At 40.3% G+C, this 23,998-nt stretch carries 24 protein-coding genes and 2 pseudogenes; 20 read left to right on the forward strand and 6 right to left on the reverse strand.

All coding sequences use genetic code 11. From position 1 onward, the window contains the following. Positions 1–57: 57 nt before the first annotated feature. From AC5W14_RS14130 to AC5W14_RS14140, 3 genes are all read right to left on the reverse strand, one after another. On the reverse strand, positions 58–687 hold the full coding sequence (locus tag AC5W14_RS14130) for a DedA family protein (protein WP_496194824.1): 630 nt from the start codon (positions 685–687) through the stop codon (positions 58–60). Positions 688–720: 33 nt separating this feature from the next. Next, entirely contained in the window at positions 721–879 is a 159-nt protein-coding gene (locus AC5W14_RS14135; RefSeq protein ID WP_496058027.1) for a hypothetical protein, read from the reverse strand. A gap of 192 nt (positions 880–1,071) precedes the next feature. Then, complete coding sequence (locus AC5W14_RS14140) at positions 1,072–1,881, reverse strand: TerC family protein (protein WP_496194825.1); 810 nt, start codon at positions 1,879–1,881, stop codon at positions 1,072–1,074. Positions 1,882–2,298: 417 nt separating this feature from the next. On the opposite strand from AC5W14_RS14140, the pseudogene AC5W14_RS14145 reads away from it, so the two are divergent. The 15 genes and pseudogenes from AC5W14_RS14145 to AC5W14_RS14215 form a co-directional block, all read left to right on the forward strand. After that, positions 2,299–2,487 (forward strand): annotated as a pseudogene (locus AC5W14_RS14145) (undecaprenyl-diphosphate phosphatase); the annotation flags it as partial. Between the two features lie 288 nt (positions 2,488–2,775). Next, positions 2,776–4,182 carry a hemolysin family protein gene (locus AC5W14_RS14150; RefSeq protein WP_496194826.1) on the forward strand — a complete coding sequence of 469 codons (1,407 nt, stop codon included), beginning with the start codon at positions 2,776–2,778 and terminating at the stop codon, positions 4,180–4,182. Further along, entirely contained in the window at positions 4,175–5,191 is a 1,017-nt protein-coding gene (locus AC5W14_RS14155) for a hemolysin family protein (RefSeq protein ID WP_496194827.1), read from the forward strand. Before AC5W14_RS14150 ends, AC5W14_RS14155 begins: the two co-directional genes overlap by 8 nt. A 214-nt stretch (positions 5,192–5,405) precedes the next feature. After that, complete coding sequence (locus tag AC5W14_RS14160) at positions 5,406–5,915, forward strand: VanZ family protein (RefSeq protein WP_496194828.1); 510 nt, start codon at positions 5,406–5,408, stop codon at positions 5,913–5,915. A 605-nt stretch (positions 5,916–6,520) separates the two neighbouring features. After that, positions 6,521–8,680: a response regulator transcription factor gene (locus AC5W14_RS14165; protein WP_496194829.1), complete on the forward strand. Its 2,160-nt coding sequence runs from the start codon at positions 6,521–6,523 to the stop codon at positions 8,678–8,680. Positions 8,681–8,869: 189 nt separating this feature from the next. Then, positions 8,870–9,202, forward strand: a complete 333-nt coding sequence (locus AC5W14_RS14170) for a DUF192 domain-containing protein (RefSeq protein WP_496058219.1) — start codon at positions 8,870–8,872, stop codon at positions 9,200–9,202. A gap of 60 nt (positions 9,203–9,262) precedes the next feature. Further along, positions 9,263–9,439, forward strand: a complete 177-nt coding sequence (locus AC5W14_RS14175) for a Flp family type IVb pilin (RefSeq protein WP_496058021.1) — start codon at positions 9,263–9,265, stop codon at positions 9,437–9,439. A gap of 80 nt (positions 9,440–9,519) precedes the next feature. After that, positions 9,520–10,026 carry an A24 family peptidase gene (locus AC5W14_RS14180; RefSeq protein ID WP_496194830.1) on the forward strand — a complete coding sequence of 169 codons (507 nt, stop codon included), beginning with the start codon at positions 9,520–9,522 and terminating at the stop codon, positions 10,024–10,026. Beyond that, positions 10,023–10,394, forward strand: coding sequence for a TadE/TadG family type IV pilus assembly protein (locus AC5W14_RS14185; protein WP_496058019.1), 372 nt, complete (start codon positions 10,023–10,025; stop codon positions 10,392–10,394). The genes AC5W14_RS14180 and AC5W14_RS14185 overlap by 4 nt, the downstream gene beginning before the upstream one ends. Before the next feature lie 5 nt (positions 10,395–10,399). After that, entirely contained in the window at positions 10,400–11,299 is a 900-nt protein-coding gene (locus tag AC5W14_RS14190) for a Tad domain-containing protein (RefSeq protein ID WP_496058018.1), read from the forward strand. Between the two features lie 13 nt (positions 11,300–11,312). Beyond that, the gene (gene cpaB, locus AC5W14_RS14195; protein WP_496058017.1) at positions 11,313–12,515 is read left to right on the forward strand and encodes a Flp pilus assembly protein CpaB; all 1,203 of its coding nucleotides are present in this window, start codon (positions 11,313–11,315) and stop codon (positions 12,513–12,515) included. A 21-nt stretch (positions 12,516–12,536) separates the two neighbouring features. Then, complete coding sequence (locus AC5W14_RS14200; protein ID WP_496194831.1) at positions 12,537–13,331, forward strand: CpaE/TadZ family protein; 795 nt, start codon at positions 12,537–12,539, stop codon at positions 13,329–13,331. Next, positions 13,328–14,722, forward strand: a complete 1,395-nt coding sequence (locus AC5W14_RS14205; RefSeq protein ID WP_496194832.1) for a TadA family conjugal transfer-associated ATPase — start codon at positions 13,328–13,330, stop codon at positions 14,720–14,722. Before AC5W14_RS14200 ends, AC5W14_RS14205 begins: the two co-directional genes overlap by 4 nt. 1 nt (position 14,723) lies before the next feature. Continuing rightward, complete coding sequence (locus AC5W14_RS14210) at positions 14,724–15,656, forward strand: type II secretion system F family protein (protein ID WP_496058014.1); 933 nt, start codon at positions 14,724–14,726, stop codon at positions 15,654–15,656. A gap of 86 nt (positions 15,657–15,742) precedes the next feature. Beyond that, on the forward strand, positions 15,743–16,567 hold the full coding sequence (locus tag AC5W14_RS14215) for a type II secretion system F family protein (protein ID WP_496194833.1): 825 nt from the start codon (positions 15,743–15,745) through the stop codon (positions 16,565–16,567). A 272-nt stretch (positions 16,568–16,839) separates the two neighbouring features. On the opposite strand, the gene AC5W14_RS14220 is transcribed toward AC5W14_RS14215, so the two are convergent. Genes AC5W14_RS14220 through AC5W14_RS14230 form a run of 3 tightly spaced genes read right to left on the reverse strand, consistent with a single transcriptional unit; the run spans position 16,840 to position 18,216 of the window. Further along, entirely contained in the window at positions 16,840–17,808 is a 969-nt protein-coding gene (locus AC5W14_RS14220) for an NAD(P)-dependent alcohol dehydrogenase (protein ID WP_496058012.1), read from the reverse strand. Continuing rightward, entirely contained in the window at positions 17,805–17,990 is a 186-nt protein-coding gene (locus AC5W14_RS14225) for a DUF4386 family protein (RefSeq protein ID WP_496058218.1), read from the reverse strand. Before AC5W14_RS14225 ends, AC5W14_RS14220 begins: the two co-directional genes overlap by 4 nt. Next, entirely contained in the window at positions 17,986–18,216 is a 231-nt protein-coding gene (locus AC5W14_RS14230; protein WP_496194834.1) for a hypothetical protein, read from the reverse strand. Before AC5W14_RS14230 ends, AC5W14_RS14225 begins: the two co-directional genes overlap by 5 nt. 1,012 nt (positions 18,217–19,228) lie before the next feature. Here AC5W14_RS14230 and AC5W14_RS14235 point away from each other — a divergent pair. The 5 genes and pseudogenes from AC5W14_RS14235 (at position 19,229) to AC5W14_RS14255 (ending at position 23,887) form a co-directional block, all read left to right on the forward strand. Further along, positions 19,229–20,653: an MATE family efflux transporter gene (locus AC5W14_RS14235; protein ID WP_496058011.1), complete on the forward strand. Its 1,425-nt coding sequence runs from the start codon at positions 19,229–19,231 to the stop codon at positions 20,651–20,653. 24 nt (positions 20,654–20,677) lie between these two features. Further along, the gene (locus AC5W14_RS14240) at positions 20,678–21,373 is read left to right on the forward strand and encodes a DUF8832 domain-containing protein (RefSeq protein ID WP_496058010.1); all 696 of its coding nucleotides are present in this window, start codon (positions 20,678–20,680) and stop codon (positions 21,371–21,373) included. Positions 21,374–21,827: 454 nt separating this feature from the next. After that, positions 21,828–22,154 (forward strand): four-helix bundle copper-binding protein, encoded by a 327-nt coding sequence (locus tag AC5W14_RS14245; protein WP_496194835.1) that lies wholly within the window; start codon positions 21,828–21,830, stop codon positions 22,152–22,154. Between the two features lie 794 nt (positions 22,155–22,948). Beyond that, a pseudogene (locus AC5W14_RS14250) lies at positions 22,949–23,116 on the forward strand (peptidoglycan-binding domain-containing protein); the annotation flags it as partial. Between the two features lie 57 nt (positions 23,117–23,173). Continuing rightward, the gene (locus AC5W14_RS14255) at positions 23,174–23,887 is read left to right on the forward strand and encodes a DUF1541 domain-containing protein (protein WP_496194847.1); all 714 of its coding nucleotides are present in this window, start codon (positions 23,174–23,176) and stop codon (positions 23,885–23,887) included. The last annotated feature ends 111 nt before the right edge of the window (positions 23,888–23,998 follow it).

Below are 23,998 nucleotides of genomic sequence, written 5' to 3' on the forward strand. Positions count from 1 at the left end.
TCGAATAAAACCATCGAATTAAATGGAGCAAGGGCCATTGGGCTATTTGTAACTCACCTATTTTATGTGTTCTTTTTTTCCGTTTTTTTGAAACCGTTTGAGGAAAAGGAGGAGGACCCACAAAGCGGCTACGCCTAAACCAACGTAAGCAATAGACGAATAAAGATCCAAAAACCCTAAAATATCTATCCATGATTCCCCCACAGCGGCTCCTAGATTCACTAAAACAATGTTCCAAATCAGGGTCCCAGCTGTCGTAAAAAGAAGAAAAATAGTAATGTTCATTTTAGCCATCCCTGCCGGAATGGAAATCAAGCTTCGCACCAACGGAATCATGCGACAAAAAAAGATCGTCCAAACGCCATACTTTGCAAACCAGGCATCGGCCCGTTGAACATCTTTTTTCGATAGCCGAAGATAGCGACCGTATTTTTCCACAAAGATTTCCATCCGGTCGACGTTGATTAAACGGCCAATGCCATAAAGAATCATTGCTCCAAAAACGGATCCCAAGGTGGAAGCTACCACGACGCCTGGGATATGAAGAGCGGAGGTGGTCGTCATAAAACCACTAAACGTTAAAATGATTTCAGATGGAATCGGAGGGAAAATGTTTTCCAAAGCAATAAGAAAAAAGACGCTCCCGTATCCAAATCGTTCGATAAAATCGATAATCCACTCTTCCACCACAGTCTCTCCTTTATTCTCTATTGCTACACGTTAGGATGGGAAAAAGGGTACCCCAAGTACAAAATGGAGGATGGCAAAAGTCACGACCATCAAACCTAATCCAACTCCTATAACGGTTAAAGCTTCTTTTCCCGCCTGATAATCTCCTTTAGCCATTTCTCTCTCCCCATTCCTTTCCCGGTTTTTCATGAAAGACCCCCCTTTAGAGAATCTAAGGCAATTTATAATTACGCGCAGGGCTGCCGATGGGCCGGTGTTATTTCAAATACGGCTGGAGATATGGCAGGCAGCTGGAACGCTTTTTGTATTCTCTGGAGAGCAGATCAATACTTTAGAAAAAAACGGGTAATCCGCCTCCTGTCTGATTCATGTAGATGTGCTTTATTTGTAGCTGGTAGAGCTTTCTATAGGTGCCGCGGTTTCCTGCGGTGCTCTTTTATCTTTGGATAGTATCCACCCGGCTGCCGCAATACCGATCAGCACAATATAAAACGAAGTTTTCCAAAGAGTGGATTCCGCAAAATGTTCCGGCAGTACCGATAAAGCGGGATGGGAAAGGGTATGAACCATCAACTTCACCCCAACCCAGCCGACAATAGCAAACGCGGCAATTTCCAGCCTTGGTCTTTTTTCGAGCAGGGTAACAAACCGGCCGGCTGCAAATCGCATAATCACGACGCCAATCAGTCCGCCTGTCAGAATAACGAGAAACTGCCCGCCGTCCATTCCGCCTATTATGGGCAGGTTGGTCCGGGGCAGTGTCACCGCCAAAGCGACGGCGGCGAGAATGGAATCGACCGCAAAGGCAATATCTGCTACTTCCACTTTTGCTACGGTAAGCCAGAACCCTGCAGGCTTTTCGGCATGTTCCGGCGTCTTTTTTTCCAACGCGCCTTCTTTATGGAACCAGACTTTTCGGATAATATGATGGAGCGCAATCAATAAGAGATAGAGAGCCCCGATGGCCTGTACCTGCCATACGTCAATGAGAAACGATATAATGAACAAAGAGGCAACACGAAAGAAAAACGCCCCCGCCAGTCCATAAAATAACGCTTTTTTCCTCTTTTCCGGCGGCAGCTTTTTGACCATCACGGCGAGGACGAGCGCATTATCAGCAGCCAGCACTCCCTCAATAAGTATCAAAACGATAAGGACCCATCCATATTCCAGCAGCAAACTAAATTCCATGTTTATCTTCTCCTTTTCAAGATAAACCTGGTACCCTGACACGATATGAATTTTGCGCAGATACACAAAAAACCTTCACCGCTGAGGCGGTGAAGGCACAAAAAAGCCTTCACCCGTCTCATAGGTAAAGGTCTCGCTAACAGCGCAAGGCTGCCAATAAAACCGGGGATTGCTCCCGTCCTGACGATTTTATTGAAAAAGCTACTCCCCTTTTTCCAAAGGATATCAAGTTATTTCTTATAATGTATCCTTCTATTGCCTCTTTGTCAATCTTATTTTATTCAGGCTCGATAGAAGAGAATAATAATAAGTAGTTCCTTGTTTATTGCTGGGTTTTTTAATACATTGTATAAGCAGTAATTATTTATACTCCATTAGAAAAGTAGGATGGCATAGGGTGAATGGTTCGTTGCTTTTGTGTTTGGAATGGTAGAGGGATGGACAGAATTTGCGCCCATTTCTTCTACAGGCCATATGATTATTATCGATAATATGTTATTTCAGTCAGCAGAACTCTTTACACAGGAAGTAGCAAATACGTTTAAAGTCGTTATCCAGCTGGGCTCTATTATGGCTGTAGTGATCGTATTTAAAGATCGCCTTATTCGAAAAGGAACTTCTTTAAACATTTGCTCCATTTAGTGGTACTATACCAATATGGCGCCATATGAAAAGAAAACCGGCGCATGACTTGTTTTCTTGTTTTTAAATTTAGTTTTATGTATTATTAAAAAAACAATATACACATAATGGAGGAAAAAGAAGAATGTCCATGTCATCACAACCAACTAATCGCGACACCGATGACCCACTCTCGATTAGATCCGTCCCCACTGTAGAGAATTTTGATGATTGTACACGGGCCCATTTAAGAAATGAAGTGGGAGATCCCTTATGTTGATAGCCATACTAACTCTACTGCTGGGCATCATCGTGATTCTTGCTATCATCGCCGCCAATGGGTATTTCGTTGCGCAGGAGTTTGCCTATATGTCTGTTGACCGTTCCCGTCTGGGTGCACTGGCCGATGAAGGCGATAGTGCAGCTAAACAGGCATTGGCGGTCACCAAGCGGACATCGTTTATGCTTTCCGGCGCTCAACTGGGTATTACGGTTACGGGTCTGCTTGTCGGGTACGTGGCTGAACCGCTTGTCGGACAAAGTTTGGGCATCCTGCTCGGTGGGGTTGGCGTGCCTGCTGCGGTTGGCATTTCGGTCGGTACCATACTGGCTTTGGTTCTAGCGACGATTGTACAGATGATTTTTGGAGAGTTGTATCCCAAAAACCTCGCGATTGCTAACCCTGAACCGTTGGCCCGGGGGCTTGCCCGTTCAACGAATATTTATCTTATTGTTTTCGGGTGGTTGATTGCAATTTTTGATAAGTCAGCCAATGGATTTTTACGGCTGTTAAGAATCGAACCGGTTCATGACCTTGATAGCAGTGCAACCGCACGCGACCTGGAGCACATTGTGGCCGATTCCCGCGAAAGCGGGGATTTGCCAAAAGAGCTGTCTATCATACTTGATCGCATTCTTGACTTTCCGCAGCGCGATGTTGAACATGCGATGATCCCGCGCTCGCGCGCGGATATGATCGAACCGGATATTACGATTGGGGAGGTACGGTCCTTGATGGCCAAGGCACACACCCGCTACCCGGTTATTAATACCGAGGATGAACCAGTCGGGGTGGTGCATCTCGTCGATGTGTTAGCCTCGCCTTTGGCTGCCGATGCCCCGGTTTCTGCGATTATGAAGCCACCGCTGGTCCTTCCTACCGTGATGGCTCTGCCGGAGGCACGAGCGCAGATGATCGATTCGCAGAATGCCCTCGCTTGTGTCATTGATGAGTATGGCGGGTTTACCGGCATTCTAACCTTAGAAGACTTGGCTGAAGAGGTGGTCGGTGAAATCTCCGATGAACACGACGATGAACTACCGATGGTCGTTGAGTCTGATAAGGAAGGGGCCTGGCAGATGGGCGGAGATGTTCATGTCGATGAGGCCGAACGCGAAATCGGTTATCAACTGCCGCGCGGCGATTATGAAACAATGGCTGGAATGCTTATTGCTTATGGTGGTACCCTCCCCGCCCTTGATGAAACAATCAGGGTCGAGTTACCAGAAGATCCCGCTGATCTTGTACATGATGAACCGGTCCGCCGCTACTTACAAGCGAAAATAGTCGAGATAGACAGACGGGTTCCCACTTTAATCTACCTGACACTGGATGAATCGGAAGTCCAGACAGAATCAGGATCAACGTCGGCTCCGCTTAGGAGGGGGAACAATGACTAACCCCTGGATTATTCTAATCGTGACCACAGGAATCATTGCACTCAGCGCGTTCTTCGTCATTATTGAATTTGCCCTTCTTGGAGCCCGGCGGCACCGGCTTGAAGAGGCCGCGGTAACCAGCCGCGGGGCCCGTGCTGCCCTGCGGTCGGTGAATGAACTTACCGTCCTGCTTGCCGGGGCCCAGCTGGGAATCACGGTGTGTACGTTCGCTCTTGGTGCGGTGACCAAACCGGCTGTCGATGCCTGGTTTTCCCCTGTCTTTACGGAGACAGGAATTCCATACTGGCTGGCGGACGGAACTTCTTTCGTCTTATCCCTGCTGATTGTAACGTTCCTGCATCTCGTTATTGGCGAAATGGCACCGAAATCATGGGCTATCGCTCATCCTGAAAAATCGGCTATTCTGATCGGTGTACCTGCACGCCTCTTTATCTGGCCATTCCGCCCTCTGCTTTCGTGGGTCAATGGGATTGCCAATCGGCTCGTGAAAGCTTCGGGCGTCGAACCAGTCGAGACGGCCGCGATTGGAGGGCAGAATGCGGCGACGATCCGCCACCTTGTAGAACATTCGGCTAACGTCGGTGCACTCGATGCCTCCATGCGCACGCCGATTTCAGGCGCGCTTGATCTGGAAACCATGCAGGTCGCTGATTTGATTCCAAAACAAAGTTCTCCCACAACGATAGCATCAGATGCTACCGTCTATGATGTCCAAAGGGCTACAGAACAGTCCGGTCACAAACGCATTCTTCTCATAACCGAGGGGGAGGCAATTCCAGAAGTCGTTCATGTGCGCGATACGCTGCTCGAGCCGGCAGACCGGCCGGCCAGGGAGCTTGCTCGCCCGGCGTTCGTCCTGCCCTCAAAAACACTCCTGCATGAAGCTCTTACAAGCATGCGTCGGTCCAGGGAGCAGCTGGCGGTGGTCATGGATGGCTCCGAGTTCCTGGGGGTTGTCACCATTAACGACGCCTTGAACAACGTGCTTCCTCGCATGAACAAAAAGTAACCATAACACTTATACTTTCACAGAGGAATACTGGGAAGAATATAGTGTATGATTCCACAAGGAAACAGGCGCAGTGCGCATTGTTTCCTTGTTTTTATTTACAAAAGAAGAGCGATTATAGGTGATCATTTAAAGTAATGGAGAGTCAATAGAGAGATGCTCGGCAATAAGTTTAAAATAAGAATAGAAGGATGAGGAATGAAAGAAAGTAGGTATGGTTGTGACCAATGATACACAGACTCCCAAAGAGCCAAACGGCTGTAGATGGCGTAAGGGAATTATTGTTTTATTTAGTATGTATATGACGGCGCTGTTCTACGTGACGCTTTTTGCCTGGAACTATGGCTCTTCCTATGGGAATCAGGGGCCTGGCAACCGAAATTATAACCTGCAGCCCTTGGAGAGTATTGTAAATATTACGTTATACAGTGACAATCTCATCGATCCACTCGTCATCTTGGCTGGAAACATTGTTCTGTTTTTTCCTTTTGGCCTGCTGTTGGGATTATGCATTCGTTCCAGGGACAAAATAATATGGGTGGTGCCATTTTTGGCCTGCCTGGTGTCCGTTGGTATTGAATCAGTTCAATTTGCCTTTACATACCGGGTTGCCGATGTGGACGATGTTATGTTAAATACTGCTGGAGGTACGTTAGGCAGCTGGACTGCTTTTTGTATTCGCTGGGTCGCAGGTCAATATTTTAGAAAAAAGCGATCTAGCTAAACAACACTAGAATAAAAGATGTTTTTTAAATGATAGACAGGCGCAAGCATTCGAGGTTTTTATAGTTTGTTCTTTTTTCAGAAGGCCAGCTCCACTATACTTATATTAATAAAACAACAAATTAAATCTCGGTTTATTCGTTCGTCCGTAAAGTCATTAGACTTTACGGACGTTATTTGCGTTCTATCCATAAAGTGCAATCTTTTAAATAATAGAAGAGAATGACTAATAATCAAAAGCAGCCAGCAGCTATGGCGGCTTGATCTCCTGGTTAAGAATTTACTGCTATACAGCGACTAATATTAAAAATGATAAAATAAAAGGACTTAAGAATCATAAAAAAATCATAATATGTTATGAAAATAGAAATTGATAAATATTATTAACAAATAAGAGACTTTGTATCTATTAATTTAATGAAAAAATTAGTATTCTAATTAAAACAAGTTCTTATATACTAATATATAGGGATGAAACATTGACACTTTGGTAGTAATTTATTATGGTGAACAAAATATGAATACAATATATAAAGTTTATATTATAAGTTTCTTCATATTCTAAAAAACATTGTGTATACCATGAAAGAGAGAGGAGGAGATAGAATGTTAACTAATCAACAAGTAGAACATATAGAGAGCTTATTACATACATATGGAGAGTTATACAATCTTTCTTTCTCAGTCATTGATAATAAGCAAAAAGAAGTAGTTATGATAAAACAGAATAACATAGTAAATCAAAAAATCTGTAAGGAAGCCAAAGAGTGTTTTACAACTGAAATTAAAGGCATGAGTATTTCTCAAAAGGAAATGAAAGAACCTATGCTGTTTCAGATAAGGCCTGGTCTGTATTCAATCGCAGCTCCTATTTTTTTGGAAGAGTACACTTATTTTTTATGGGCAGGATTATTAAAAGAAGAAAAATCCATTTCCTCGGTAGAAGCGGATTTAATCTATACATATTCTAATCCTTTAGAATGGCAGACTTTTTTTAGGGAAGTTCCAGTAATAAGTATAGAAACAGAGAATATCTGGTTAGAAAAAATAAATAAGGTTGCGCACTTTCTTTCATTGGAAATAAATAAATTCTCTAATAGAAATGCAGAACAGAAATACGTATCATTTCTCTATGAGTTATCGATGAATAATTTAGAACTAGATCATTCATTTCTTCAAAAGTTTCAATGTGTTTTTGAAGAGATGGAAATAGTTGGAGTGGCAGAAAGAAAGAATGAAGAAGAGTTTGAAGTTGTTACAACCAGCGGAAAAAATGCGTATGTATTTCAAAATATGGTTTTCACGATAGGAGAGGGACTGTTCGGCCGCGTGTTGGTCACAGGAAAAGCAAAGTATTGGGAAAATATAAAGCAAGATGCCAATAGCTTACATCCAAATTGTAAAAACATTCGTTTTAATTCTTTGTTTTGTCTCCCAATATACAATCAGGAAAAAATACAAAAGTTATTGTTTGGAGGTAGTACATTATCCGCTTACTTTACTCGGAATTTTCAAAATATTTGTTGTATCATTGGAAATTTAATAGAAAAACAACAAGTTACAACTGATTTACAGACAGACAAAAAAGAACAAGAAGAAACCTTAAACTACTTAATAGAAGCTTTTCATTTAATGGTGTCTACTTTAAATAAAAAAAATATGCTATATATGCTTTTGGACATGGGGATTCATGTCGGGAATAGCAAATCTGCCTGTATTGTGCTCAAAAAAAACGATGAGGAAAGTTTTCACATTATGTCGCGAGGAAGATCACATCCCGATTTTTCTGTTTATGCTAAAGAAATAGTGAAACGTTATTTTTCAATAGATAAAAGAAAAAAAGTAGAAGAAGGACCAATAACCCATACAACTCCATGGAACAACCAGGTTATTGAATGCCCCCTTTTTACAAATGGAGAAGTACTCGCAGTGCTTTGCGTTGACTTAAATAAAAAGAAAGTGCCTGACGAAATACTGACTAAAAAAATAGCATTTATGCAAACTGTTACCATAGTCGGCGGTCTCGCTTTAGAAAGGCTGGATAAAAGAAAGGACAAGGAAGAGAAGAACCTTGTCACTATTCTTCATCAGACATTAGAACAATTTAATCCTGAAGCTTTTTATTTATCAGTAGAAAAAGCAGCATTTTTAGTTGATTTTATGGGTTATCAGGAGTTTTCCTTATCAAAAATAAAAGATATTACTGAAGCCGGCTTATTGGACACATATACTGCTGAATTTTTAAATAAACAGCAGATAAACCCGGAGGTAATTCGTTTAATATCGGAATCTAAAGATCTAATCAAAGGGGGTTTTAAAGGCGTTTCCAAAAATTATACAACACTAAGCCATATCTTAGCAGTGGTAACTCTATATATAGAAAATGAAAAAAAGATAGAAGGAATCCAATTGAATCATTTAATAAAGAAGGATGTGCTGAAAAAGGTTAATGATTATTTAAAAAATAAAGAAGTAGTAGAACAAGAGTTTCTTTACCGGCCCGGCAAACCGGCAGAAGAATTGGCACCTATGGGAGACTTGATAATGCAGGAAGTATTCCATTTATCTACTAGAGAACGAGAGGTTATGAATCTGCTTTTGAAAGGATCGAATAATAAGAAAATAGCACAAGAGCTTTATATTAGTGAGCATACCGTAAAAAATCATGTTACTAAAATTTTTCAAAAGATGGACGTAAAGAATCGGGCGAATGCTATATCTAAAATGTACCAGATTAAATACAGCCAGACAGATCAAAAGACTTAGATAAATGTACCCACAAGGATAGATATAGGAACAAGGTGTTGTTTTTAAAGTTATTCTGGTTAAATCAGCTATATTCACTCAAAGTGAATTAAAAACTGAGAACAGGAGGGGATAGTGAATTTAAAATTTATAAGCCATAATAAACATAGTAAGTTGAAGTTTGGTTCGAGGTGAATGATAGTGAAGCTAATGGACCGTAAATCAAATCAAATTGTTTTAAATGAAGTCAGAAAGGCTTACACATTCAATAAACGGTTACTGGGCCTAATGTTTACAAATGCATTACCAATAAACACAGGAATTCACATAAGTCCCTGCCGATCCATCCATACCTTTTACATGCGTTATTCTATTGATGTTCTATATTTGGATCATCATTGTGGAATAGTAGGTATGGAGAAAAATCTGGGGAAAGGTAAACTAGGAAAGAAGTTTCCTGGAACCCGATCAGTGGTGGAAATGCCGGCAGGGAGTATTACAGCAGCAGGTGTTGAAATTGGAGACACACTTGTTTTTGTGTGAATAGTAGTCTGACTATAGATTTAAAGCTTAACTTTTCATAAATTAAGAGGGGGTTTTAATATGGAAGAAATGATTAAAAGATTTTTTATAGAAGAAGAAGGTCAAGGTATGACAGAGTACGGTTTAATTCTTGGTCTTATTGCTGTTGGAGTTATTGCTGTGCTTATTCTCCTGGGAGAGCAAATTGCTGATTTCTTTACAGAAATAACAGATACGCTAACTGGGGAAACGACATAATAAAAGATATAACACGGGCCCTCCTTTATTAGGAAGGGTCTTTTTTAAAACCTCAAAAGTTTAAGGAAAGGATGAAAACAATGATAGATATAGTATTAGTAAGTATACTACTGCTGTGCGTGATAACGGATGTTAAGAACAGAAAAATTTACAATAAAGTAATTTACCCCGGCATACTGGCAGCGTTTGTTTATCACTTTATTTCCTCAGGAATTGAAGGTTTTTTTCATTCTTTCCTTGGTCTTTTAATCGGGTTTAGTCTTTTATTACTACCTTTTATATTAGGAGGTATAGGAGCGGGAGATGTAAAGTTATTAGGGCTGATTGGAGCGCTTAAAGGCGGAACATTCGTTTTTCAATCCTTTATTTATACGGCGGTTCTTGGGGGGATACTGGCGGTATTTGTTTTATTGTTCCGCCGCGGCCTGCTGCGTTCCATTATTTACTCTATTTCCATACGGAAAAAAGATAAAAACACCTCTATAGGATTTCCGAGAGGTTCTTTGAAGGCGACTTATCCTTATGGGGTAGCTATTGCAGGGGGAGCTTTTATCGCTATGTTCAGCGGAGGATGGTTTTTCCTATGATACGAAAAGAAGACGGCCAGGCTTTAGTGGAGTTTGCGCTGGTGCTGCCTTTAATCATTCTTCTGCTTGTAGGCATCGTGGACTTTGGACGTGTGTTTTATACGTACCTGCAGATGGAGCTTGTGACCCAGGAAACGGTGAGAATAGCTGGTTTCGGGGAAACAGATGAAACGATTGTCAATTTTGCCAGAGAAAATTTCCATGCAGGGGATTCTGAACAGTTGCATGTGTCTATAAGCCCTGCAGCAAGAAATTCAGGAGACTATGTAGAAGTTAACTTATCCTATGATCAAGAGATATTTGGAATGCTGGGAGATTTTTCAGGGGATCTGGAACTTAGTACCAACTCAACGATACGGGTGGAGTGAGGGGTATGAAAAAATGGCGGGAAACACTAAATAAAGAAAATGGAAGCTCGATAATATTAATGGCACTAGGTTTATCGATCGCAATTGTTATAATGGGGTTAGTGGTGGATGCGGGACATCTTTATCAAACGCAAAGCCATCTGCAGAAAACGGCCAACGCTTCTGTCTTATCAAGTTCTCAGGAGTTACCAAATTCTGAACAAAAAGTAAAGGAGGTAGTAGAAGAAGTGCTGGAAGCTCATGATGAAGTTCCTAGTTTATCAGAAGCTGTAGTAACAGGTAACGAACAAGTGGAAGTGGCTTTGGAAAAGCCGGTCGATCTTTTCTTTTCTGCCTTGTTTGGTGTGGAATCCATTAATTTAAAGGCTGACGCTAAAGCGGGACTTGGTGTTATAAGTGAAGCTGAAGGCGCAGTACCTCTAGGTATTGAAAAAGATATACCATTAAATTATGGAGAAACGTATAGTTTAAAGGTAGGTCCTGGAGGTTCAGAGACCGGCTTTTTTGGTATTCTTGCATTTGAAGCGCCGGGAGCAAAAGAATATGAACAAACTTTGCGGGACGGGTACGATTCCTCTTTACAGGTCGGCCAGATAATTAATACCCAGACAGGGAATATTAGTGGTCCTACCGAAAGAGCCGTTGATCATCGGATAGATGCATGTCCGGATAATGACATCACACAAAGAGATTGTGAACGCTTAATGCTGGTCATAGTTTATAGTAACGATCCGAACGGGGATTCAAGAAAGAAAACCATTGAAGGATTTGCCTACTTTTTTCTTCAAGAACGGCTGAGCGGAGACGACTCCATTAAAGGTACATTTGTTAAAAGAGTAGGAGCAGGAACGGCTGGTGGGACCAGTACAGATTCTGGCGCATATACAAGTCGATTAATTCAGTAAGGGAAGGAAGCGAATGAGACCTAAAAAATTAATACTATTTGCTGTTTTGGCAGGTTTGATTACTACCATTTTATTTTTCATTATTATAAATCGCGAGGGTTCGGAAGAGCCGGAAGATTCTGTGCCAATGGTGGAGGTCATCGCTGCTTCTGAAGCTATCGGAAAAGATAATGAAGTTTCACAAGAGATGGTACAGATTCAAGAAGTGCCGGAAGATCAAGTACATAATAATGCAGTACAAAATGTAGATGAAGCAATAGGGAAGTACACTGAAGCAGATATAGCAGAAGGAGAAATTATCTTAACTCATAGATTATTGGATGAGGATAATGAAGAATTGATGGCATCTCAACGGGTGGAGCCGGGAATGAGAGCCGTATCTATACATGCAGCGTATGTGCCTTCCGTTTCTAATTTAGTGGAGCCGGAAGATTACGTAGATATCGTATTCACTAAAAACAACGGAGACGAATTAATCAGCAGTATTCTGTTGGAAGAGGCAAAAGTGCTTGCTGTAGGAGACCGAATGACCGAAACGGTAGTAACAGAAGAAGGGGAAGAAGCTGGCGAAGAATACATCGCGGTAACGCTGGAGTTAAATGCTGAGGATAGTATAAGGGCAGCTAATTCTAATAACTATGTGCAAAATTATGGTGGAGGACTTGATTTAATTCTGCACAGTAAAATAGAAACGCCTTATAACAACAGTGGGTTTGAAAATGAAGAAGATGCCGCAGACACGGTTATCGAGCCTTTCCCTGAAGGTGATTCTCAGCAGGCTCCAGATTCCCCTTCTGTGGATGAAGAATCCTTTATAGAGGAAGAACAGGCTCCAGTCCCGGAAGCACCAGCTGATTTTCCAGACACAGAGAATTCTGAAGGTTTTTATAATTCTGTAGAGGAACCGGAAGAGTTTGAAGTACCACAGGAAGAGATGCCTGCTGGAAATTCAGAAGAATCGGCAGAACAAGAAGTAGAAGAAAATACCGTAAGCGAACAAACACCTTATTATTTTGTTCCCTTCACAAGCTTTGCCAACATCCGGGCAGAACCAAGTTTGACTGCGCCTGTTTTAGAAATAGTTGAAGGTGGCAGCTGGCTTTCTTTCACGGATGTAGTAGCTATGGATGAAGACAACCGTTCCTGGGTGTTAGTAGAGCTTAACGATGGTCAAGATGGATGGATCAGCAGCCGTATTGTTCAGATTGAACAATAGGTGATAGAAAGGAGATCACTAGTGGAGAGAACAGAAATAGCTGTATGCAGTGCCGCGGGTGGAACAGGGCGAACAATGATTGCTGCAAACCTGGCGGCTGTATTGGCGTCTCGAAAACAAAAGGTTATGTTAGTTGATGGAGATCTCCAATTTGGAGATCTGACTTTGGCGCTTGATATTGACCCTGCTTTAACAATAAATGAGGCTGTTGAAAAAAGAGAAAGTCAACGATACAGTGATTTTTGTACTAAGCATGCGAGCGGCGTATCACTGCTTCCTGCCCCTCTTCGACCAGAGCAGGCGGATCTTATTACGGTGGAACATTTAGAATCTTTATTAACTACATTTGAAAATGAAAATGACTATGTGATTACAGAAACCTCTCCAGGTTTAACAGAAAAAAATCTTTTCTTCTTAGAAAGAGCCACTCACATTCTATTAGTTACTACGAATGGAATGGCTTCCTTAAAGAACACGGCTGCCATGCTGACAATTTTAGAAAAACTGGAACTTAAACATAAAGTAACGGTAATAGCAAACCGTTCTACCGCACCTGGAATAGTGAAAATGAAGAAATTTGCTGAGCTTCTCGATACCGAAAAAATTATGTATTTACCAGATGAGAAAAAAAGCGTGCAGGAATCTTTAGATAAGGGAGAGCTTCTCGTAGAAAGCTTTCCTAAACTGGAAATTTCCAAACAACTAATTAAACTCGCAGATAATTTATTTACGGATAAAAGAGCTTCTACACTTCTGCAAAGCTCGTCTTCCCGAAACCTTTCGAGAATGGATAGATTAAGGAGGAGAATTAAATGAATCTATTTGAAAAGCTGCAGAATAAAAATCAAAAAGAGAAAGAAGAAAAACCTGCTGTCGAACTTTCAGCAGCTGCAGCTCCTAAAAAAGAGCCATCGCTATTAGTAACAAAAGTGGCAGAGAAAAACGTTTCTTCTCCAGAACAAATAGAACTAAAAAATTTAGTCTTTAAATATATTCTGAAAGAACGAAAAGATGAAGATGTAGAGAATATTGTCCTTGAATTAGAAACAATTATTGAAGACATTATTTCAGAAAATGAACGTCTATCCAGTGTGAAGGACCGCGATTTAATCATAGAAGAAATTGCTAATGATTTAACGGGATACGGACCCATTAACCCATTACTTTTGGATGAAGAAGTTTCAGAAATAATGGTAAATGGCCCAAATCAAGTATATGCAGAACGCAAAGGTAAATTAAAATTAACAGATATTACATTTCGGGATAATGACCATGTCATGCGTGTACTTGAAAAAATTGTAGCACCACTGGGGCGGCGGATTGATGAAAGTAGTCCATTGGTAGATGCAAGGCTGAAAGATGGTTCCAGAGTGAACGCCATCATTCCTCCATTAGCTCTGGGCGGACCAACTATTACGATTCGTAAATTTTCAAAAGATCCCTTTACGATTAAAGATTTGGTTCGTTTTGGAACTTTAACACAAGAGATGGCTGAGTTTATAGAAGCCTGTGTTCAAGCAAAACTAAACATTTTTGTGAGCGGAGGAACAGGCTCGGGGAAAACGACTACATTAAATGTGTTATCTTCTTTTATATCTAATGATGATCGTATTGTGACTATTGAAGACGCCGCAGAACTACAGCTGGGCCAGGAACACGTAGTTTCTTTAGAAACCAGGCCTCCCAACATAGAAGGGAAGGGCTCTATTACCATTAGAGATCTTGTCCGTAACTCTCTTCGAATGAGACCTGATCGGATAGTGATAGGAGAAGTGCGAAGCGGTGAAGCTTTAGATATGCTGCAGGCCATGAATACGGGGCACGACGGCTCTCTTGCTACCGGGCACTCAAACAGCCCAAGAGATATGTTATCCCGACTAGAAACAATGGTGTTAATGGCAGGAATGGAATTGCCGGTGCGTGCTATTAGGGAACAAATTTCCGGAGCACTGGATGTGATTATTCAACAATCCCGTCTGAAGGATGGAAGCCGCCGTATTACTAATATTACGGAAGTGCAAAAAATGGAAGGAGATATTATTGTATTACAGGATATATTTACATTTCAGCAGAGTGATGTAGATGAAAATGACAAAATTATTGGAAAACTTACTCCTACAGGGGTGAGGCCGCAGTTTTATGAACGAATGATAAACGAAGGCATTCACTTACCCGCTTCTATTTTTTTAGAACAGGAGAAAAACTAATATGAATGTTTTGTTTTTTATTTTCTTATTTATTACGATTTTACTATTTCTTTTAGTGATAGGATCCACGCAAAAAGAGAATAAAGAAGACCAAAAACAAGAAAAACGAGCTTTTTCTTTAAAAACAATATTAAAAAGCTACAATCAAAAACTAAAAATCCTATTGATTAGAAATAATAAAAAAACAAAAACAGTAAGCAAATTAGAGCATAAGCTTTACCTGGCTAATGTACCGGTAAAAGTAGAGGAATTCAGGATTCTCCATTTTTTTCTTACCCTTATTTTGGCCGGACTTTTTTATGTTTTGTCTCAAAATATAGGATTTGTTTTTCTAGGAGGTTTTCTTGGATTTGTTCTTCCAATTGTATGGCTGAATACAAAGAAAAGAAAAAGATTAAAGCGTTTTGAAGATATGCTGCCTGACACGATTACTACTATTATTGGGTCCTTAAAAGCCGGCCACAGCTTTTTACAGGCATTAAATACCGTTTCAGATGAATCCTATTCTCCAATGAAAGAAGAAATAGATCTTGTTTTAAAAGAGATGCAATATGGAAGCACACTTGAAGAAGCATTAGTGGCGTGGAAAAATAGAATACCAAGTAAAGATTTAGATCTCTTAGTAGAGGCTCTATTAATCCAAAAGCAAGTAGGAGGTAATCTCGCCTATTTATTAGGGAAAATTGTAGAAACTACGAGAGAACGGACAAAAATAGAAAATCAAATTAAAACATTAACTGCTCAAGGAAGATTATCCGGAGTTATTATAAGTTTACTGCCGGTTGGCCTGGGGGTTCTTATTTATATTATGAATCCAGAGTATATGGAAACGCTCTTTGTCACGACTATTGGACGCATTTTGTTGGGAGTAGCTGGAATAGGTGGGATCATAGGTTTTATATTAGTTCGTAAAATTACAACTATCGAGGTGTAGAGATGACAGCTTTTTATATTAGCTTTTTTTTATTTGCAAGCTTAGTATTTTACACGATAATTGTAATTCCATTCGATCGGAATTTTATGTATCAACGAAGAATTAATGCCTATTTTTATCGTCGCAGAGAAGCGCCGATTGAAGAACCGGAACCTTCATTTGTAGTAAGAGTCATACAGCCCCTTTGGAAAAAAGTGAGGAAAGGGTACAATCGGTCGTTGAATGTAGAAAAAGTTACAAAGTTAGAAACCAAACTGCTGCAGGCAGGACAGCCTTTTGGATGGGGGCCTGCAGAATTTATTGTTTTTCAGTATGTTCTTCTTTTGGCACTGCCTATTTTTACAATGGGAATACTTCTTGTTGCAGGATTTCCTCTCAGTCAATCCATTTTGTTTGCTCTGCTGATTATGGTTCCTGCTTTTTTTCTTCCGAGGCTCTACTTAAAGTCGCAGGCACAGAAGCGAAACAAGCAGGCGTTAAAAGAATTGCCTGAAATTCTTGATATGTTAACCATCAGTTTAGAAGCTGGAATGGGATTTGACGGAGGTTTACATAAAGTAGTCAGCCGTAAAAGGGGGGTATTGGCAGAAGAGTTTCGTCTATGTTTAGAAGAGTTAAGGCTCGGCAGAACAAGAAAAGAAGCCTTGAGTAATCTGCTTGAGCGTTTATCACTGGAAGAATTAAAAACATTTGTGTACAATATCATCCAAGCTGAAAAGTTGGGAATTGGCATGGTAAACGTACTTACTATTCAATCAGAAAATGTACGGGCAAGTAGAAAGCAACGAGCCGAAGAAGCAGCCATGAAAGCGCCGATTAAGATGATGTTTCCATTAATTCTTTTTATTTTCCCTACTATATTTATTGTTTTGTTAGGTCCGGCTATTATCCAGTTTCTAGATGCTTTTTAAACATAAAACGGTATTAATTAGAAAAAAAGTACTATACAGACTTTTAAGTCCAGACAACATCCTTAACATATTTTAAAAAAACGGAGGAGACTTTTAGACTCTCTAAACCCCTCAGTCTTTAGAAGCGATTCACGACATGTCGACGTTTTACTACGAAACCAGCAATGAATAAAAATAAAAGGAAGAGATCGTTAGTTAAAATGATCTCTTCCTTTTTATTGGATTCCGAGAATTTGTTAACAGCTTTCAGTATTTTTCACCAGCATTTAAAATTAATTATGCGATATCAAAGTTATAACTACACTTCCATGTTTATGCCCTGTTTCAACGTAACTATGAGCCGCAGCAACTTGATCTAAAGGATACCTTCTATCTATTACAGATTTAATTTTTCCAGCTTCTATTAACTCTTTCAGGAAAAGTAAATCTTCTTTGCGCATCGGTGCCAATCCGCCTTTCATTTTCTTGCTGCCTCTTAGAGATGTCGATATCATGCGGGCAAATTGAGGCATTCCGGCTACTGTGACCAGATAAATCCCATTTTCTTTGAGGGAACCTTTACATTTTGAAAACGAAGTCTTTCCTACCGTATCAAAAATGATATCGTACGTTTCCCCGTTTTTGGTGAAATCTTCTTTAGTGTAATCGATTGTTTGATCAGCTCCCAAGGACCTCACAAGTTCTAAATTCTTTGTACTACAGACAGCGGCAACTTCTGTACCATAGTAATTGGCCAGTTGCACTGCATAAGTACCCAATGCACCGGAAGCACCGTAAATAAGTACTTTCTGGCCTGCATGGATATGCCCCTTATCCCTTAGAAAGAATAACGAAGTCGTAGCCCCGAAAGGAACGGAAGCGGCTTCTTCAAATGTCATATTAAGCGGCTTTATAACGATTGCCCCTTTTTCTTTAAGGCATACATACTCGGCATTAGCCCCTAGACTAGTTCCTGTTCCACAAAGTACTAAATCTCCTTTTTTAAATTCCTTGACATCTTTTCCTGTCACTTCCACCTCGCCTGACAGTTCGGATCCCAATATTCCGATTTTAGGTTTTTTTAAACCAAAGAAAAACCTGACAGCAAACGGCTCAGCCCTCCGCACTTTGCAATCCCCGGAAGTTGCAGTAGTTGCATACACTTTAATCAGTACTTCGTCATCTTTAGGGATCGGCTTTTCTACTTCTCTAAGTTTCATAACCTCCGGGGGGCCGTATGTTTTATGGAGACTGGCTTTCATTGAGAACTCCTCCCTTCATAGCTTGTTTTTAACGGTAGTATTTCAGGGATTTTCTTTCCTTTGAACAACAGCCATATGGCTAACGTCAATTCTCCTATCACTGCTGGCACAGCTACAATCAATAGAAATATTGTCTCGTACTCGGTGTAATTGGAAAACAGAACTTTAGCAAAGTTATCAATCTCCGGGAATAATCAGGCTTTCAAACACAAAAAAATTCACGAATAGAGCGAGGATAGCCATTACCAGCAAGCTAATCCCTGTAATTCGCGCATAAAAAAGAGATGATTTTTCCGCCATAACGCTTTTCATTTTGATCTCTCCAATTCCTCGTTTTGAATTCCATAATTGAAAAAGCAATAGAGAAAACCAAATGATCCAAGCACGGGTGTCTTTCTGAGAATCCAAATATGCGGTGAAATTTCCAAATACTTACAGTGTTGCGGTAAGTACTAAGATTTATCAGATTTTTTTGGGGGCTGGAATGTTATTTTTCGGTATTCTACTGCAAACATAGGAGGTTGGACTTTTAGGCTGCTTCTGCCAACTCTGTTTTCAAATGTCCGAATGAAAACAAAAGGAAGTACAACTGCTTTTTTCACAACTATCTATACTATCAGCATAATTTAATTCAGAATTTTCTAACTTCCATTAATGTAATAATATACCTAAGAGGTAGTTTTAGCAATTTTAAATAACCATTTATTTTTTAGACTTCTATTTCATTGAGCAGCAATATATGAAAGGTAATTGTTTAGCTTTGCTAATAATTTTCTTTACATGGCGTCAACACCAGAACCAAAGCCTTCGTAAAAGTACACCTTTACAGAGAGAAAGTGCTAATTTAAGCACATTTTCTCTCCATTTATATTTAAGCAGCTTCTGATAATCCCCCATCTTTTAACCAACTTACAAAATTGGAACCGTTTCGAATTGTCTTTTTCTGATGAAGTGGAATTCTTATTAAACTTGTGCAGTTTCTTCTATTTTATACACTGCTGGTTTGTCAAAAAGTAAATGTGCATATTCTATAGGGTTGGCGAAGAGAGCGGACGGGTAGGAGTTTATATAGAATCAAGTAAATACCATACGAATGGATATTTTATTATTTTATTGCTCTCTACAGATACAGGGCTATTCCCCCTCATCTAGAATCGGATGTCAGACTCAATTTCAATAAACTTAAATGCACTTGAATGAAGCAAAAAACGTCTTTTCGTCAATTACTTAATATAAAACTATGTAAATTCATGTGTCCCTGCTGCTAGAAGTGAAGTAGAGAAGAGAAAAAAGAAAAGAGCTAACGAAATGAAAATCCATTTAGAACTCCAAGCAAAATAGAATTCTTAACACTTGGAACAGAGCACACATTACCTGTGCTCTTGTTTTATAGGTGAGGGATTCAGAAAGGAGAAAATCGTTGAAAGACCAGCCTCTGCAACCAAAGAATGATCGGGAGCGCTTGAAGATTATTATCGTTTTAGCGATACCGGCGGTAATAGAAAACTTCTTTCAAACGTTACTGGGTTTTGTGGATACGTATTTTGTTTCCCAAATCAGTTTGGCGGCCGTTTCAGCAGTTGGGATCACGAATGCAGTCCTTGCCATTTACTTTGCCCTTTTTATGGCGCTCGGGGTTGCAGCCAATGTCCGAATTGCTAACTTCCTTGGCGCAAATCAGCCTGAAAAAGCGAGGCACATCTCGCAGCAATCCATTATTCTGGCAATCCTTTTTGGGATTCTCACCGGTTTGGCTACTTGGTTCTTAGCAGAACCGCTGTTAAGGTTAATGGGCATGGAAGAAGAAGTTCTGGAATTGGGATCACTGTATTTCCGGATTGTAGGAATTCCCGCGGTTATCATGTCGTTAATGTTTGTAATGAGTGCAATTCTAAGAGGAGCTGGTGACACCAAAACTCCAATGATGATAAGTATAGTCATCAACGGCATCAATGCTGTGCTTGATTATGTGTTAATTTTCGGTTTTTTATTCATTCCAGAACTTGGAATTGTCGGCGCTGCGATAGCCACTGTGGTTTCCCGTTTAATAGGAAGCTTAGCCCTTTTCTATTATATAAATAAAGAAAAAGTACTGGCATTCAGAAAACACTACTGGCAACTGGATAAGGGGCACTTAATAGAGCTTTCTACACTTGGTGCACCTGCAGCCGCAGAACGTTTGGTCATGCGGACCGGCCAAATTGTCTACTTCGGGTTCGTGGTAGCTCTAGGAACCAATGCCTTTGCAGCTCACCAGATTGCCGGGAACGTTGAAATATTTTCCTATATGATTGGGTATGGCTTTGCTACTGCAGCAACAATCCTGGTAGGTCAACAGATTGGCGCCGGCAATTTGGCAGAAGCCAGACAGTATGCAAAACTTTCCACCCAAGTAACCGTAGTGTTCATGACGCTCCTGGGAGCAGTTTTGTTCTTCTTTGGAGACTGGGCCGCCTCTTTCTTCACAGAAGATCCCGAAGTAATCAGCGATATTGGAGCTGCATTGAAAATTTCAGGTGTTTTCCAACCTTTTCTTGCGGTGTTAATGGTTTTGACCGGAGCATTTCAAGGTGCAAACAATACAAAATTCCCAATGTATTTGACCGCTATTGGTATGTGGGCTATCCGTACACCGCTTGTATACCTGTTAGGAATACAGTTGGGATGGGGCTTGGCTGGTGTCTGGATTGCAATTGGCATAGACATCACGTTTCGTGCAGGGGTGTTAGTGATTCAATTACGACGCGATAAATGGATGGCGCTCGAAAAAGCGCCGGAACCGGAAGCTCAGTGTCATCCGCAAACAAACAAAGAAAACATGTCGACAAATGCCAACAATTATTAATAGCCAACAAGGAAGCAGTTTATTATGAAACATGATCAACATCAACATCACGAAATGGACGAGAACCTTCCTAAAGTCCAAGTGAAAATTACGTATAATTCCAGAATAGTGACCGTTGAAGTTCGGGATACTCATAATAATCCAGTACCATTAACAGAAACTCATGAAAAAAGAATTCATCTCGTTATTGTCAGTGCGGATTTAGAATCTTTCTTACATGTCCATCCAGTTGAGAACAACTCAGGAGACTATGAAGTGGGGTTGGAACTGCCATCGGGGCGCTACCTTGCTTTTGCTGACATTGATCCTGTCGGGATGTCTTATGTCATCGAGCCAATTATGATTACCGTCGGCGAAGTAGCAGAGACACTTGAAGTGAATTGGGATTCGCTTGTTGAAAACGAAAGTTCAACAAAAGAATTCGAAGGAAAAACAGTTACGTTTCAACATTCAGAACTGATTGCTGGAAAATCCTCCACTTTATCTTTTGATTTACACGATGATACTCCTTTGCCGTACTTGGGAGCATTAGGACATGTAGTTGTATTGGATGAGCAAGGAACACGCTTTATCCATGTTCATCCAACATCAAATGACCAAACCGTATTTGAAGCTGAGTTCCCCGTTCCAGGATTTTACAAACTATGGGCTGAATTTAAGTTTGCAGATGCGGGAGTTCTCGCTTTTCCATTTATTGTGGAGGTTGCTGAAAGACGTTAACTTGGGAAAAGTGCATGAAAAGCAAAAAAGTAAAGAGACGATTGTTATAATTTTGAGTTCTCCTTCCCTGTATCTCCATATTAAGTAAAGTCAAATTATTTTATTAACATTAAAGCCTTACAATAAATCCTTCGTAAAATTGAATTGAGAATATAAAAGGGATTTCAGTGCAATTCACTTTTCTATAAATTAGTTATATAATATTTTTTAAATTTTCAGAAATTCCTATATTCGAATATACGGCTGTAAAAGTAAAAATACATTTTTACAGATAGAAAGGGAGAGAAGAGCTATTTGAATCAGCCCATTTTCTCCCTTTGTATTTATGCAGCTGCCGATGTGTTGGATTATGTTAATAATAATAATCAATTGAAACATAAAAAATATAGAAGTTTATCCAATAAGGAAGAAGGAAACAGAATCTATGTAACCAAATATAAAGGAGGCGTTTGAAATGGCTCATGAAAATCACACCGATCTTTTACATGCCCTGCACGACTGCATGGCTGAATGTAACCATTGTTTTGATGCATGCTTACAAGAAGACGACGTTAAAATGATGGCTGAGTGTATTCGTTTAGACAGAGAGTGCGCGGATATTTGCGGCTATCTCGAACAAGCGATTTCTAGAAATAGTCCCTTTATAAAAGAATTAGCAGCTGTTTGTGCCACGATTTGTGAAGCTTGTGGAAATGAATGTAAAAAACATGATCACGATCATTGTCAAAAGTGTGCCGAAGCCTGTTTCAAATGTGCAGAAGCTTGTAAAAATGTAGCTTAGTTTTATAAATAAAAAACGCAATTTATGAGAACTTCTTTTCCAAAGGGCGTTTGTAATTGCTGCTGATAGACACAAATAGTTACCTTTTTGAAAAGACGGCATGCTATAACATCAAAACCCCATTCTTCAGGAGGATATCTCCTGAGAATGGGTTTTTGGTGTTTAGTTAACTTCTATTAGAAATGGAAATGGGGTCTCTAACTTCTACATGTAATCAGTTTCCTAATCAAAGAGTCAAGGAGGTTATTTTTCTTTTTTTGAGAAAAGAAACAATATAAAGAAACAATATAAAGAAACGTATAGTAGTAGCCTTCTAGCCTATCGATTAGATGCTGGCTTTACATAGAAGTGTATATAGGGCTATAAGAGCGAATTAATGCCTCATTAATAGGCTCATTATTTTTCCACCAGAATTTAACTTTCGGTTTAATTTTAGTTTTCTACTTTCCTTTTATAGATATTTATAGCTAAAAAAGAAGCTCTTTTCTAGTGAAATAAGCTTACCATCGCCTTCAAAGAAAAGAGGACGTCTTTACGATATGACTGATTTTATTAAGAAAAGAAAATCTTCATCGTTTCTTCACAATTGAAGGGTACAAGGAACAAGTAACCTAAAAACGATTCAATTCGAGGAGGAAAAGAAATTGAAAAAAATGATGAAATGGACGACGGCTTCTGCTGTAACTGCCAGTATGGTGTTTGCCCCGGCCGCGATGTTTGCTTCGGTTGGAGATGATTCTAGTTCTTCTTCGCATTCGGCTTCTGAGCACATGGAGGATCATGACATGCTTCTGATGGAAGGGGCCCAGGGAGAATCCGTTAGAGCTCTTCAACAGGAGTTGGATGATCGCGGGATTACGACACAAGTAGATGGTATATTTGGACCGCAGACCAAGGCGAATGTCCAGCACCTGCAGCAAAGCCTTGAGCTATCGGTAGATGGTATCGCAGGGATGGAGACATTTCAAACTCTGCATATGGGATGGGACTATCCAGGTATGCTGATTCAAATGGGGAACATGAATAAGTATGTATATGCTGTTCAACAAGGACTTAACAAGAACGAATTAAACACGACAAATGACGGGATATTTGGTCCCGAAACAAAACAGCATGTCATGGAGTACCAGGAACAGCATGATTTAGCTGTAGACGGTCTGGTAGGACCGGAAACCTGGGAAGCCATGTTTTCTGGATCCGGCCAACAGCATGGAATGGAGGATTCCTCAATGAAAGGTAATGAAGGCGAAGACATGCCAATGGATCATGGGATGGACATGCATGGAGACATGGCGATGAACCATTCCAGCTCCGGTGAAGTGCCGGATGATTTAGCGGAAGCAGAGAACCCAACGTTCGAAGTAGGGAGTGAAGCCATCATCCAGGCGAATCATATGGAAGGGATGGAAGGAGCCACAGCTACCATTTCCGGCGCCTATGATACTACCGCTTATTCTGTTTCCTTTACGCCAACCATGGGAGGCGAGCCTGTAGAAGATCATAAATGGGTCATTCATGAAGAACTTGAAAGTCCAGGAAATGATCCGCTGAACGAAGGCGATGTGGCCGTCTTGAATGCAGATCATATGGAGGGAATGGATGGAGCCGAAGCGACGGTTGATCAGGCAGAAAATACAACCGTTTATATGATTGATTTTACAATGACTACCAACGGGGAAGAAGTGGTTAATCATAAATGGGTGACAGAAGAGGAATTGTCGGCTGAAGAATAATCGTATGGAAAAGTATGTTTTGTACGTATGAAAATATGTGCCTTATCTAAAAAGCCTGACAGCTCAAAAGAAGCTGTCAGGCTTTTTTGGAGTATCGGTATTGAACCTTGC

This window comes from Sinobaca sp. TMA16-18, assembly GCF_059510535.1.

Bases quoted from the DNA above. Each gene is read 5' to 3' on its own strand.
- AC5W14_RS14220 (WP_496058012.1), bottom strand. From the start codon at position 17,808: ATGAAAGCCAGTCTCCATAAAACATACGGCCCCCCGGAGGTTATGAAA.
- AC5W14_RS14155 (WP_496194827.1), top strand. From the start codon at position 4,175: ATGACTAACCCCTGGATTATTCTAATCGTGACCACAGGAATCATTGCA.
- AC5W14_RS14170 (WP_496058219.1), top strand. From the start codon at position 8,870: ATGGACCGTAAATCAAATCAAATTGTTTTAAATGAAGTCAGAAAGGCT.
- AC5W14_RS14140 (WP_496194825.1), bottom strand. From the start codon at position 1,881: ATGGAATTTAGTTTGCTGCTGGAATATGGATGGGTCCTTATCGTTTTG.
- AC5W14_RS14180 (WP_496194830.1), top strand. From the start codon at position 9,520: ATGATAGATATAGTATTAGTAAGTATACTACTGCTGTGCGTGATAACG.
- AC5W14_RS14135 (WP_496058027.1), bottom strand. From the start codon at position 879: ATGAAAAACCGGGAAAGGAATGGGGAGAGAGAAATGGCTAAAGGAGAT.
- AC5W14_RS14160 (WP_496194828.1), top strand. From the start codon at position 5,406: ATGGTTGTGACCAATGATACACAGACTCCCAAAGAGCCAAACGGCTGT.
- AC5W14_RS14255 (WP_496194847.1), top strand. From the start codon at position 23,174: ATGAATAAGTATGTATATGCTGTTCAACAAGGACTTAACAAGAACGAA.
- AC5W14_RS14175 (WP_496058021.1), top strand. From the start codon at position 9,263: ATGGAAGAAATGATTAAAAGATTTTTTATAGAAGAAGAAGGTCAAGGT.
- cpaB (WP_496058017.1), top strand. From the start codon at position 11,313: ATGAGACCTAAAAAATTAATACTATTTGCTGTTTTGGCAGGTTTGATT.
- AC5W14_RS14150 (WP_496194826.1), top strand. From the start codon at position 2,776: ATGTTGATAGCCATACTAACTCTACTGCTGGGCATCATCGTGATTCTT.
- AC5W14_RS14245 (WP_496194835.1), top strand. From the start codon at position 21,828: ATGGCTCATGAAAATCACACCGATCTTTTACATGCCCTGCACGACTGC.
- AC5W14_RS14205 (WP_496194832.1), top strand. From the start codon at position 13,328: ATGAATCTATTTGAAAAGCTGCAGAATAAAAATCAAAAAGAGAAAGAA.
- AC5W14_RS14215 (WP_496194833.1), top strand. From the start codon at position 15,743: ATGTATCAACGAAGAATTAATGCCTATTTTTATCGTCGCAGAGAAGCG.
- AC5W14_RS14240 (WP_496058010.1), top strand. From the start codon at position 20,678: ATGAAACATGATCAACATCAACATCACGAAATGGACGAGAACCTTCCT.
- AC5W14_RS14185 (WP_496058019.1), top strand. From the start codon at position 10,023: ATGATACGAAAAGAAGACGGCCAGGCTTTAGTGGAGTTTGCGCTGGTG.
- AC5W14_RS14165 (WP_496194829.1), top strand. From the start codon at position 6,521: ATGTTAACTAATCAACAAGTAGAACATATAGAGAGCTTATTACATACA.
- AC5W14_RS14190 (WP_496058018.1), top strand. From the start codon at position 10,400: ATGAAAAAATGGCGGGAAACACTAAATAAAGAAAATGGAAGCTCGATA.
- AC5W14_RS14210 (WP_496058014.1), top strand. From the start codon at position 14,724: ATGAATGTTTTGTTTTTTATTTTCTTATTTATTACGATTTTACTATTT.